The organism is Stenotrophomonas maltophilia group sp. Smal12 (assembly GCF_037079935.1).
Classification (GTDB): domain Bacteria; phylum Pseudomonadota; class Gammaproteobacteria; order Xanthomonadales; family Xanthomonadaceae; genus Stenotrophomonas; species Stenotrophomonas sepilia.
In genome coordinates, this window is record NZ_JBAWUK010000018.1 from 13,206 (window position 1) to 25,614 (window position 12,409).

The following is a 12,409-nucleotide window of genomic DNA, read 5'->3' on the forward strand; positions in this document are numbered from 1 at the left end:
TTCGGTCTCGGGAGGGGGCTGCCCGGGGTGGTAACCCTGCCCTGACGACGATATCGTGCAGAAAATGCGGATAAAGCCCGCCACTTTGACTTAACTTTCCAGAGCCAGCGAACAATGGACCGGATCGATCGCTTCCGCATCTTCACCCGGGTCGTGGAGTGCGCCAGCTTCACGCGCGCCGCCGACCAGCTGGGCCTGCCCCGTTCCACGGTCTCGGCAGCCATTGCGGAGCTGGAGCAGCGGCTCGGCACCCGCCTGCTGCAGCGCTCGACCCGCCGGGTGTCCACCACCCACGACGGCGACGTGTTCCATGCGCGCTGCCTGCGCCTGATCGCCGAGGTCGAGGACGCCGAATCGCTGTTCCTCCAGGTCGACGCCCAGCCGTCGGGCCTGCTGAAGATCGACGTACCCAGCCGCATCGGCCGCCGCATCATCGCACCGGCGCTGCCCGGGTTCTTCGCGCAGTATCCGCAGGTGGAAGTCGACCTGGGCATGACCGACCGCGCGGTGAACCTGATCGAAGACGGTTGCGATGCGGTGCTGCGGGTCGGCCAACTGGGCGATTCCAGCCTGGTGGCGCGCACGCTGGGCCAACTGGATTTTGTCAACGTTGCGGCGCCGGCCTACCTGCGCGAACACGGCGTGCCGCAGCATCCTGCCGACCTGCCGCAGCACCGCGCGGTGAACTACGCGTCGCCGACCACGGCACGGGTGGAACCGTGGGAGTGGCAGGACGGCGGCCAACTGCGCACGCTGCCGATGCCTGGCTGGGTGCGTGTGAACAGCGCCGAGGCATCGATTGCGTGCTGTGTGGCGGGGTTGGGTCTTTTGCAGATTCCGCGCTACGACGTACAGGCCGAGCTGCAATCCGGCGCGCTGGTGGAAGTGGTGCCACAGCACGTCGCACAGCCATTGCCGGTCACCCTGCTGCAGCCGCATCGGCAGCACCGTGCGCTGCGCGTGCAGGTGTTCATCGAATGGTTGCTGCCGGTGCTACGGATCGGTCTGCAGCTGCGGTAGATCCACGCCATGCGTGGATGCATGCATCCGTGCCAACCAAGGTTGGCACCTACCGAGCGATGGCGAATCGCGGTAGATCCACGCCATGCGTGGATGACGGAGCCTGGAAATCCGCAGCCACCCATGGGGTGGCTCTACTGGAAGATGTGCCAGCCAGGGTTGGCACCTACCAGGGGCCGCGGCCGCAGAACCCGGGGCATCACGCCCCGGATTCATCGGGCTTCACCCGGAACCACGCCGCGTACAAGGCCGGCAGGAACACCAGGGTCAGCACCGTACCGACGATCAGGCCGCCCATGATCGAGATCGCCATCGATCCGTAGAACGCGCTGCGCGACAGCGGAATCATCGCCAACACGGCTGCCAGTGCGGTCAGCACGATCGGGCGGAAGCGGCGCACCGTGGCGTCGATGATCGAATGCCAACGGTCATGCCCGGCATCGATGTCCTGCTGGATCTGGTCGATCAGGATCACCGAGTTGCGCATGATCATGCCGGCCAGTGCGATCGTGCCCAGCAGCGCGACGAAGCCGAACGGCGCCCGGAACAGCAGCAGGAACAGGGTCGCGCCGATGATGCCCAGCGGCGCGGTCACCAGCACCATCGCTGCGCGCGAGAAGCTGCGCAGCTGCAGCATCAGCAGCGTGGCCACCACCACCAGGAACAGCGGCATGCCCGCCTTGATCGAGTTCTGGCCACGCGCCGAATCCTCCACGGTACCGCCGGTTTCCAGCAGGTAACCACTGGGCAGCTCGGCACGGATGCCGTCCAGTGTGGGCAGGATCTGATGCACCACGTCCAGCGCCTGCATGCCATCACTGATGTCGGCGCGCACAGTCACCGTCGGCAACCGGTTACGGTGCCAGATGATGCCGTCCTCGAAGCCGTACTCCATCGTCGCCACCTGCGACAGCGTGATGCTGCCACCGTTGGCGGTGGGCATCGACAGGCTGGACAGCAGCTCCAGCTGGTTGCGCTCATCGGCCGGCCCGCGCAGCAGCATCTCGATCTGGCGATTGCCCTCGCGATACACGCTGACCGATTGCCCGGCCAACGAACTGGACAGGAACTGGCTGACCTGGGCGCTGCTCACGCCCAGCGCGCGGGCGCGCTCCTGGTCGACCACCAGGCGCACCACCTTGCTCGGCTCGCTCCAGTCCAGGTTGACGTTCATCACGTGCGGGTTCTCCCGCACCTTGGCCTCGACCTGGCGCGCGATCGCCTGCACCTTCTCGATGTGCTCGCCGGAGATGCGCATCTGCACCGGATAGCCGACCGGCGGGCCGTTCTCCAGGCGGGTCACGCGCATCTGCACGTCCGGAAACTTCGGGATCACCTCGTGCAGCAGCCAGTCGCGGGTGCTTTCGCGTGACCTGATGTCCTTGGCCAGCACCACGAACTGGGCGAAGTTGGTCGCCGGCAGCTGCTGGTCCAGCGGCAGGTAGAAGCGCGGCGAACCGGTGCCCACATAGGACACGTAGTTGGCAATGCCCTCGCGGCTGGACAGCAGCTTCTCCAGCTTCTCGGCCTGGGCCTGGGTCGAGCGCAGCGAGGCGCCCTCGGCCAGCTCGATGTCCACCATCAGTTCCGGCCGGGTCGAGTCCGGGAAGAACTGCTGCGGCACGAAGCGGAACATCATCAGCGAGAACACGAACAGGCCGATGGTCGCCGCGATCACCCACCAGCGATGCCGCAGGCAGGTATCGAGGAAGCGACGGAAACTACGATAGAACGGGCGCTGGTACGGATCGTGGTCGTGCCCGTGCTGCGGCGGCGCGATCAGATTGGCCAGCGCCGGATAGCGGTCGGCCCACTGCTGGCGCTTGGCGTGCCAGCGCGCGGACAGGCTGCCCGGCTTCGGCGGCTGCGGATTGAACAGGTCCGGCAGCATCTTGTCGCCCAGGTAAGGGATGAACAGTACCGCTGCGATCCACGACACCACCAGCGCGATGGTCACCACCTGGAACAGCGAGCGGGTGTATTCACCGGTACTCGATGCCGCAGTGGCAATGGGCAGGAAGCCGGCCGCGGTGATCAGGGTGCCGGTCAGCATCGGGAAAGCGGTCGACTCCCAGGCGAAACTGGCGGCGCGCAGGCGGTCGTAGCCCTGCTCCATCTTGGTGGCCATCATCTCCACCGCGATGATCGCATCATCCACCAGCAGGCCCAGCGCCAGCACCAATGCACCCAGCGAGATCTTGTGCAGGCCGATGTCGAAGTAGTGCATGACGAAGAAGGTCATCGCCAGCACCAGCGGGATGGTCACGCCCACCACCAGGCCGGTGCGCAGGCCCAGCGAGAAGAAGCTGACCAGCAGCACGATCACCACCGCCTCGGTCAGCACCTGCACGAACTCGCCGACCGACTCTTCCACCGATTGCGGCTGGTCGGACACCTTGCGCAGCTGCATGCCGGCCGGCAGGGTCTTCTGCAGGCGTTCGAACTCGGCATCGAGGTTGGCGCCGAGCTTGAGGATGTCACCGCCATCCTTCATCGCCACCGCCAGGCCGATCGCCTCTTCGCCCATGAAGCGCATCTTCGGCGACGCCGGATCGGCGAAGCCGCGCTTGACCTCGGCGATGTCGCCCAGGTGCACGGTGCGGTCACCGGCGCGGATCGGGAACTGACGGATCGCTTCGATGTCGTTGAACTGGCCGGTCACCCGCAGCTGCACCCGATCGGTGGCGGTCTCGAAGAAGCTGGTGCCGGTCACTGCATTCTGGTCGGCCAGCGCCTGCTGCACCTGCTGCATCGACACGCCCAGCGTGGCCAGCCGGGTGTTGGACAGTTCGATCCAAACCTTCTCGTCCTGCAGGCCGACCAGGTCGATCTTGCCGACGTCGGGCACCCGCTGCAGTTCCAGCTGGATGCGGTCGGCGTAGTCGCGCATCACCGCATAGTCGAAGCCCTTGCCGGTCAACGCATAGATGTTGCCGTAGGTGTCGCCGAACTCATCGTTGAAGAACGGACCGACGATCTCGCGTGGCAGCGTCGGGCGGATGTCGCCCACGCGCTTGCGCACCTGGTACCACAGGTCCGGGATCTGCCTGGAGCGCAGGCTGTCGCGCGCCATGAAGATGATCTGCGATTCGCCCGGACGCGAGTACGAGCGGATGAACTCGTACTCGCCGGTATTCATCAGCGCCTTCTCGAGCGGCTCGGTCACCTGCCGCGAGACCTGCTCGGCAGTGGCCCCGGGCCACAATGTGCGCACCACCATCGCCTTGAAGGTGAACGGCGGGTCCTCGGACTGGCCCAGATGCTTGTACGACCATGCGCCGATCAGCGCGAAGGCCAGCATCGCAAACAGCACCAGCGGGCGGTTGGACAACGCCCACTCGGAAAGATTGAAGCGGCGCACCGGCTTACTCCCTGGCCTTGGCGGCAGCGGCCGGCGTAGCCGGCTTCAGCACGGGACGGTTCTGCCGGTCCACGGCGATCACCGGCTGGCCGGCCCGCAGCAGATGGCCACCCGCAGCAACTACCCAGTCACCCGCGTTCACGCCGGACAGCACCGGTACCGTCTCGCTGCCAAACGCACCGGTGGTAACTGTTGCGGCCCTCAGCGTGCTGTTGGCCGGATCGACCACCCATACGCTGGCGGCACCGTTGGCACCGCGCTGCAGCGCGCCCAGCGGCAGCTGCAGGGTGCCGTGGCGGCCGGCGCTGCTGTAGACGCGGGCGCTCTGGCCCAGTTCGACGTCGGCCAGCGCATCGGCCGGCAGGCTGACCCGGGTCGCATAGGTGCGTGCCTGCGGATCGGCGGCGGCGGCGATCTCGCGGATCGTGCCCGACAGGCGCTGGCCAGGGCGGTTCCACAGCTCCACCTCGACCGGCTGGCCCACCGCATAGTCGCGGATGGTGGCCTCGGGCAGGTCGATCAGCACTTCACGGCCACCGTCGGCGGCCAGGTTGAAGATGGTCTGGCCGGCCGACACCACCTGCCCGGCTTCGGCCTCGCGGCTGGCGATCACACCGTCGGCTGGCGCGCGCAGCTGTGCGTAGCCGGCCTGGTTGCGCAACACATCGAGGTTGGCGCGGGCGGCGTTGGCCTGGCCCTGCGCGGCCTTGAACGCGGCGGACTGCTGGTCCAGCTGCGAGCGGCTGACCAGCTGCTGGTCGGCCAGCACCTGGTAACGCTTGAGGTCATCGCGGGCGCGCACCAGATCGGCTTCGGCTGCCGCCAGCTGCGCCTGCGAGGCGCGGGCCTGCAGCGCGAAGTCAGCCACGTCCAGCTCGGCCAGCACGTCGCCCTTCTTGACCCGCTGCCCGGCATCGACGTGGCGCTTGACCAGATTGCCGCCAACGCGGAACGACAGCGGGCTTTCCTGCCGGGCACGCACCGTGCCCGGGAACGCCGCCGGCGCCTGCCCGGCCTGCTCGCCGGGGTGAACCACCAGCACCGGTACGGCCGCCGGTGGCGCCTGTTCCTGCCCCGAACAGGCTGCCAGCGCAGCCATCCACACCATACCGCCCATCCAGCGCACGATCTTCATCGGTCAACGTCCTGAAACGCAGGGTTGCAACTAAGGAGGGAGCCGCGACGGCCGGCCCAATTTAATAAACCGGCCGGTATAGTATAAATATCGAACCGCTTGGTCTAGTATTGTTGCGATGAGTTCTCCCACTTCCCGCAAGCCGTCGGCCAAGCCCGCTGCCAAGGCCGCCGGACCCGGGCGCCCCAAGGACCTCGGCAAGCGCGCGGCGATCCTTGAAGCAGCCAAGGCACTGTTCATCGAACAGGGGTATACCGGCGTGAGCATGGACACCATCGCCGCTCAGGCCGGCGTCTCGAAGCTGACTGTGTACAGCCACTTTGGCGACAAGGAGACGCTGTTCTCCGAGGCGGTGCAGTCAAAGTGCGTTGAAATGCTGCCCGACGCGTTGTTCGTAGCCGACGCGGACGGCCCGCTGCGCGACCAGCTGATCGGTATCGGCCTGGCCTTCTTCGAGCTGATCACCTCCGACGCGGCGATCTCGATCCAGCGCATGATGATGGCGCCGGAGACCGACGAACGCCTGCGCGCGCTGTTCTGGAAAGCCGGCCCCGAGCGTACCTGCGAGGCGCTGGCCGATTTCCTGCGCGCCCGCGCCGAACGCGGCGAACTGGAGATCACCGACTGTGCTCTGGCCGGCGAGCAGTTCCTGACCCTGGTCAAGGGCGAAGTGCACATGCATATGATGTGCGGCATGCCACTGTCGCCCGTGGAATGCGACCCTGTTACCCACGTGACCGCCAGCATCGACTTCTTCCTGCGCGCCTACGCGCCGCGAGGGGCCGGAACGGCTGAATAACCAAAACTGAACGAACCGGAGGTCGCGATGACTTCCGGCACTGCGACCCCGGCCCCCGGCAGCTGATGCTTTGGGCGCGCCGCCGGCCTCCGGCACCGGTAAAATGGCCGACCCACTGCGCTGGATTTGAACCTCATGACGATTGATTACGCCCACGCCCGCGAACTGATGGTGGAACAGCAGATCCGTCCCTGGGACGTGCTGGACATCAAGGTGCTCGACGTCCTGGCCCGCCTGCCGCGCGAGGCCTTTGTCGCCGACGCGCACCGGGCACTGGCCTACGCCGATGTCGAACTGCCGATCGGCCACGGCCAGAAGATGATGAAGCCGGTCATCGAGGGCCGTACCCTGCAGGCACTGGACCTGCAGCCGGGTGACGAAGTACTGGAAATCGGCACGGGCAGCGGCTTCCTGTCGGCCTGCATCGGCGCGCTGGCGCGCGATGTGCTGAGCCTGGAAATCGACCCGGAGCTGGCCGCCGCTGCGCGTGCCCGCCTGGACGCCTCCGGCCTGGGCAGCAACGTCCGCGTGGAAGTGGCCGATGCCCTGTCCTGGCAGACCGAACGCCGCTTTGACGTGATCTGTGTCACTGGTGCGGTCGACGTGGTGCCGTCACAGTTCGCCTCGTGGCTGCTTCCGGGTGGCCGCCTGTTCGTGATCCACGGCCGCTCGCCGGCGATGGAGGCCCTGCTGGTCAAGGCCGACGGCAGCTCCGAGTCCCTGTTCGAGACCGATATCGATTACCTGCGTGGTGCCGCCCCGGCCCCCCAGTTCCACCTCTGAGTCCAAGGAAGCCGCAATGATCCGCCGATCCCTCGCTGTTGCGCTGGCCACTGCCCTGCTGCCGTTGTCTGCCCATGCCGCCGACCTGCTGCAGGTCTACGAAATGGCCCGCAACGGCGATCCGCAGCTGTCGGCCGCCGAATCGACCCGGCTGTACGACAAGGAAGGCGCCGTGCAGGCGCGTGCCGCCCTGCTGCCGCAGATCAACGGCCAGGCCGCGCTGAACCGCACGCGCAGCGAGCCGAACGCCGACGCCAACTCCGGCTCGTTCACCAACAAGCGCCGCACCTACACGATCGACGGCAGCCAGACGCTGTTCAACTGGACCCAGATCAACAACCTGCGCTCGCAGCGTGAGCTGAGCAAGGCGGCGGACTTCACCCTCGAATCGGCCAACGACAACCTGATCGTGCGCACCTCGGCGGCCTACTTCAATGTGCTGGTGGCGATCGAATCGCTGAACGCCGCACAGACCAATGAAGCGGCCGCGAAGAAGCAGTTCGACTTCGCCGACAAGCGCCTGGAAGTGGGCCTGGCGCCGATCACCGACGTGCACGAAGCACGCGCCCAGTACGACCAGGCGCGCGCCAACACCATCATCGCGCAGAACACCCTGGCCGATAACTACCAGGCCCTGACCGAACTGACCGGCCAGCCGGTGACCAACCTGCGTGGCCTGCCGGCGGACTTCCGCCCGGAAGTGCCGGCCAACCGCGGCAACATCGACGAGCTGGTGCAGCAGGCCACCACCCAGAATCCGGCGCTGAAGGCGCAGGAGCTGAAGGTCAGTGCCGCCGAAGCCGGCGTGCAGGCTGCCCGTGGTGGTCATTACCCGACCTTGTCGCTGGGCGGCAGCTGGGGCAAGAGCGCCACCTGGGGCGACAGCACCGGTGCCGGTTCGCTGTCGCCGGATGCGCGCACCAACAGCATCGGCCTGACCCTGAGCGTGCCGATCTTCTCCGGTGGTGCCACCCAGTCCGGCGTGCGCCAGGCGCTGGCGCAGCGTGACATCGCCCAGGACGGCTACGAGCAGCAGAAGCGTGCCCTGGATCGCAATACCCGCAATGCCTACCAGACCCTGGTGCAGGGCATCAGCGAAGTGGAAGCCCGCCGCCTGGCGGTGGTCTCGGCGCAGAGCGCGTACGACGCTTCGCAGGTCGGCCTGGAAGTCGGTACCCGTACCGTGCTGGATGTGATCCAGAACCAGCGCATCCTGTTCTCGGCGCAGCTGGACTATGCCCAGGCCCGTTACACCTTCCTGCAGAACCGCCTGCTGCTGAGCCAGTCGCTGGGTGCGCTGGACGTGGCCGAACTGCAGGACGTCAATCGACTGCTGACCCAGGACGCGGGCAACCCGGCCACGACCACGCACTGAGTCGCCACCCCTGCAACGAAAAAGCCACCCGCGAGGGTGGCTTTTTTGCAGGTGCTGCATCCACACACGCGCCCCCCCCGGCGTGGCCCCACGAACCGTCAGCCCGGCCACGCGCGCAGGCGTTCCAACGCCGCAAGCACGCACAGCGCGGCTGCCAAAGGGGCCAGCATCGACATCATCAGCCCGCAGCCGGCTGCGCCTTGCCGGGTGTCATCCCGACGCCGGCGCAGCACCGCCAGGCACAGCGCCGCCATCACCACCAGCGTTGCCGGACCCGGCAGCGCCGGCAAGGTGCCCTGCGGCAGCCCCAGCACCAGCATCACCGCCGGCAGCGCAACCACCATTGCGCTCAGGCGCGTGCGGGATCGTCCCGCCGCGTCAGCTGCGCGGGGCCACAACGATGTGGCCAACCGGACGGCCAGCATCAGCAGCACCAACTGCAGGGCGGCCAGGCCCGCTGCCCCGGCCAGGGGCAACAATGGCAGCATCCACTGCAGCTGGGGGTGCACCTGCAGCGCCACGGCCAGTGGCCGGGTACTGGCGAGCGCGGAAAACTCGACCAGCCCGGCCTGCAATGCTGCCAGCACGATCAGCAGCAGCATCGCCAGCAACGAGACCAGCGCCAGCACCGCCGGCTGCCACATCGCGCCCTGGCGGCGCAGCGCAGGAAAGCCCAGTGCCAGGCCCACGCTGGCAAATATGCCCAGCAGCGGCACCGCAGCCGCCAGCACGCCCCCCAGCCCGAAGCGATACGGCGCGGTCGCCGGAGGCAGCCAGGGAATCCAATGCCCGTAGTGCACGTGACGTGCCGCCAGCGCCAGCAGCAACACCCCCACACCGATCTTCACCGTCAGCAGCGCACAGGCCGCCAGGGCCACACCCCGCGGCGGCAGCAACGCGAGCGCGCTCAACGTCAGCAGGCCCACGGCCGCCGCTATCTGCACGGGCAGCCAGTCGTTGGCATGGAGGCCTCCGGTAGCCAGCACCGCATGTACATGGCGGGCCATGGACTGTGCCGCGCCCGCCGTGGTCGCCGTCAGCTCAAGCAACAGGATCGTGCCCAGAACGACGGCCACCCGTGGCCCCCAGCTGGCGGCCAGCAGCCCGTACAGGCCATCGGCCGCCGGCAGTCGCAGCACCAGATCCTGCAGGCAGCACAGCACCAGGCCAGCCCCCAGTGCGGCCAGCAACAGGCTCAGTACGATGGCGGGGCCCGCCTGTGCCGCCGTGTGCTGGCCCACCAGCGCGATCACGCTGCCGCCCACCAGCAGCGTCAGTGCCACCACAGCCAGGTGGTCCATCCCCAAGTGCGCCCCACCGGTGCCGTCCCTGCCCCTGTCGCCGTCCATCGCAAGTTCCCTTGATATCCGCCCAAGCGCGGTCGACAGCAGGCTGGCAGCCTGCGTCGTCCTGCGGAATCGGAATCGGTGCTGCGTGCGCCACGATGTGATGGCAGGCACGCTGCCATCGGCAGGGTCGGTCCAGCAACGACAGAAAAATCGTCGCTAAGCAGAATTGATGAAGTTGATCACGACAACGCAGCGCAGCGCCGCCGACGCCGCAACGCCGGGATCACTCGCGTGGCGGTGGCAGGTGCGGTGCGACCAGCGCAAGCGTGCGCTGCAGCGCGCCACGGCCATTGCTGACCAACGTGCAGCCCGCACGCGCCATGTCTTCGCGGGCCTGCGCATCTTCAAGCAGATGCTGCAGCAGGTCGCCCACCGCCTGCGCATCTTCGCCGATCAGCAGCGCACCGGCCTCGCGCATGCGCCGGGAGATTTCCGCGAAGTTGTGCAGGTGCGGGCCGGTCACCGCCGCGGTTCCCATCGCAGCGGGCTCCAGCAGGTTGTGGCCACCGATGGCCTGCAGGCTGCCGCCGACGAAGGCGACCTGGGCGCAGGCGTAGAACGGCATCAGCTCGCCGAGGGTATCGATGACGAACACGTCTGTGGCGGCGTGCGGCCACTGGTCCACGCGGCGGGTCGCCACGCTCCAGCCCTGTTCGCGCGCCAGCGCTTCCACCTTGGGGAAACGTTCGGGATGGCGCGGTGCCCACAGCAGCAGCAGATCCGGATGCTGCTGGCGCAGGCGGCGGTGCAGGTCGATCACCGCCTGCTCTTCGCCGTCATGGGTACTGGCGGCGATCCATACCGGGCGCGCGCCCGGCACCCGTGCATGGAACTGTTCGACGAAGCCCTGCACGTCCGGCGTGGTGATGTCGAACTTCAGGTTGCCCAGTGCCTGCACCTGGCCGGGCTCCGCCCCCAGCTGCACGAAGCGCTCGGCATCGTCCTGCGACTGCGCGGCCACGCAGGTGACGGTGCGCAGGGCGCGGCGGATCAATGCGGCCAGCAGCCGGTAGCCGCGCAGCGAACGCGCCGACAACCGGGCATTGAGGATGTAGACCGGAACACCACGGTCACGGCAGCCGAACAGCATGTTCGGCCACAACTCGGTTTCCAGGATCAGCGCCAGGCTGGGCTGGAAATGGCCGAGGAAGCGGTTGACGCTGCCCGGCACGTCGTACGGCAGGTAGACATGGTCCAGCGCGTCGCCCCAGAGCGCACGCACGCGCTCGGAGCCGGTCGGAGTGATGGTGGTGATGACCCAGCGGATGTCCGGGCGCTGCTGGCGCAGGGCATTGACCAGCGGCGCGGCGGCATTGACCTCGCCCACCGAGACCGCGTGCAGCCACACCCGTGGCTGGCCGGTCGGCTGCGGATAGGAGGCGTAGCGTTCGTCCCAGCGCCGGAAGTACTCACGGACCCGGAAACCGCGCCAGACCAGGTGGTACACGGTGATCGGCAGCAGGATATAGAGCACGACCGAGTACAGGCCGCGCAGGATCCATTCGACAGGGTCTTTACGCATGCGGCAAGGATACGGGAGCCCCCCGGGAAAGACACGCGGCCGCCTTGGTAGAATGGCCCCATGTCAGATGCCTCCACCGCCGTCCGCCCGTCGCTGCGCGATCCGCGCAACTGGCCGATGTTCGCCGCCATGTTCGGCGCCTTCGCCATCGCCCGCCTGCCGTGGATGCTGCAGCGCGCGCTGGGCCGGGGCGTCGGCTGGATCACCTGGCGCCTGCTCGGCAGCCGCCGCCGCGCCGCCGAGGTCAACCTGCAGCTGTGCTTCCCCGAGAAGGACGAAGCGTGGCGGCAGCGCCTGGTGCGCGACAGTTTCGATGCGCTGGGCGTCGGCGTGTTCGAGTGCATCCGCGCCTGGTGGGGCAGCATCGACAGCATCCGCCCGCAGGTACGGGTCGAAGGCCTGGAACACCTGCGGCAGATGCAGGCCGAAGGCCGCGGCGTCCTGCTGGTCTCCGGCCACTTCATGACCCTGGAGATGTGCGGCCGCCTGCTGTGCGACTACGTCGATCTTTCCGGCATGTACCGCAAGCACAAGAACCCGGTGTACGAGTGGGCGGTCAAGTTCGGCCGCCTGCGCTATGCCAAGGCGATGTTCGCCAACGAGGACATCCGCGCGACCGTGCGCCACCTGAAGAAGGGCGGTTTCCTCTGGTACGCGCCAGACCAGGACATGCGAGGCAAGGACACGGTATTCGTGCCGTTCTTCGGCCACACCGCTTCGACCATCACCGCCACCCATCAGCTGGCGCGCATGACCGGCTGTGCGGTGATTCCGTACTTCCACCGGCGCGAAGGCGGAAAGTACTTCCTGAAGATCGGCGCGCCGCTGGAGAACTTCCCCAGCGAGGATGTGGAAGCCGATACCACCCGGGTCAACCAGGCCATCGAAGCGATGGTGCGAGAGGCTCCCGACCAGTACCTGTGGATCCACCGCCGCTTCAAGCGCCAGCCCGGCGGCCGGAGTGATTTCTACAAATAGCGGTGCGGCGGGAGGGTTTCATCCACGCATGGCGTGGATTTGATGACGCGGAGCATTCTGAAGTAGATCCACGCCATGCGTGGATGC

At 67.5% G+C, this 12,409-nt stretch carries 9 protein-coding genes; 5 read left to right on the forward strand and 4 right to left on the reverse strand.

The features are described from left to right. Window positions 1-114 precede the first annotated feature (114 nt). Window positions 115-1,020, forward strand: coding sequence for a LysR family transcriptional regulator (locus WDC87_RS09930; protein ID WP_252745085.1), 906 nt, complete (start codon window positions 115-117; stop codon window positions 1,018-1,020). A gap of 199 nt (window positions 1,021-1,219) precedes the next feature. Here WDC87_RS09930 and WDC87_RS09935 read toward each other — a convergent pair whose 3' ends face one another. Then, window positions 1,220-4,381 carry an efflux RND transporter permease subunit gene (locus tag WDC87_RS09935; protein WP_061479563.1) on the reverse strand — a complete coding sequence of 1,054 codons (3,162 nt, stop codon included), beginning with the start codon at window positions 4,379-4,381 and terminating at the stop codon, window positions 1,220-1,222. Window positions 4,382-4,385: 4 nt separating this feature from the next. After that, window positions 4,386-5,516 (reverse strand): efflux RND transporter periplasmic adaptor subunit, encoded by a 1,131-nt coding sequence (locus WDC87_RS09940; protein ID WP_072167594.1) that lies wholly within the window; start codon window positions 5,514-5,516, stop codon window positions 4,386-4,388. Between the two features lie 118 nt (window positions 5,517-5,634). Here WDC87_RS09940 and WDC87_RS09945 point away from each other — a divergent pair, with 118 nt between their 5' ends. From WDC87_RS09945 to WDC87_RS09955, 3 genes are all read left to right on the forward strand, one after another. Further along, window positions 5,635-6,315 carry a TetR/AcrR family transcriptional regulator gene (locus WDC87_RS09945; protein ID WP_252745084.1) on the forward strand — a complete coding sequence of 227 codons (681 nt, stop codon included), beginning with the start codon at window positions 5,635-5,637 and terminating at the stop codon, window positions 6,313-6,315. 135 nt (window positions 6,316-6,450) lie between these two features. Then, window positions 6,451-7,098 carry a protein-L-isoaspartate O-methyltransferase gene (locus tag WDC87_RS09950; RefSeq protein ID WP_252745083.1) on the forward strand — a complete coding sequence of 216 codons (648 nt, stop codon included), beginning with the start codon at window positions 6,451-6,453 and terminating at the stop codon, window positions 7,096-7,098. 16 nt (window positions 7,099-7,114) lie between these two features. After that, on the forward strand, window positions 7,115-8,473 hold the full coding sequence (locus WDC87_RS09955; protein WP_005419128.1) for a TolC family outer membrane protein: 1,359 nt from the start codon (window positions 7,115-7,117) through the stop codon (window positions 8,471-8,473). A 98-nt stretch (window positions 8,474-8,571) separates the two neighbouring features. Here WDC87_RS09955 and WDC87_RS09960 read toward each other — a convergent pair whose 3' ends face one another. Together WDC87_RS09960 and waaA are read right to left on the reverse strand one after the other, a co-directional pair. After that, window positions 8,572-9,822, reverse strand: a complete 1,251-nt coding sequence (locus WDC87_RS09960) for an amino acid transporter (protein ID WP_252745082.1) — start codon at window positions 9,820-9,822, stop codon at window positions 8,572-8,574. 223 nt (window positions 9,823-10,045) lie between these two features. Beyond that, on the reverse strand, window positions 10,046-11,344 hold the full coding sequence (waaA, locus tag WDC87_RS09965; protein ID WP_065178339.1) for a lipid IV(A) 3-deoxy-D-manno-octulosonic acid transferase: 1,299 nt from the start codon (window positions 11,342-11,344) through the stop codon (window positions 10,046-10,048). A 60-nt stretch (window positions 11,345-11,404) separates the two neighbouring features. Between waaA and WDC87_RS09970 the strand changes: the two genes are divergently transcribed. Next, the gene (locus WDC87_RS09970; RefSeq protein ID WP_061479569.1) at window positions 11,405-12,322 is read left to right on the forward strand and encodes an LpxL/LpxP family Kdo(2)-lipid IV(A) lauroyl/palmitoleoyl acyltransferase; all 918 of its coding nucleotides are present in this window, start codon (window positions 11,405-11,407) and stop codon (window positions 12,320-12,322) included. Window positions 12,323-12,409 lie beyond the last annotated feature (87 nt).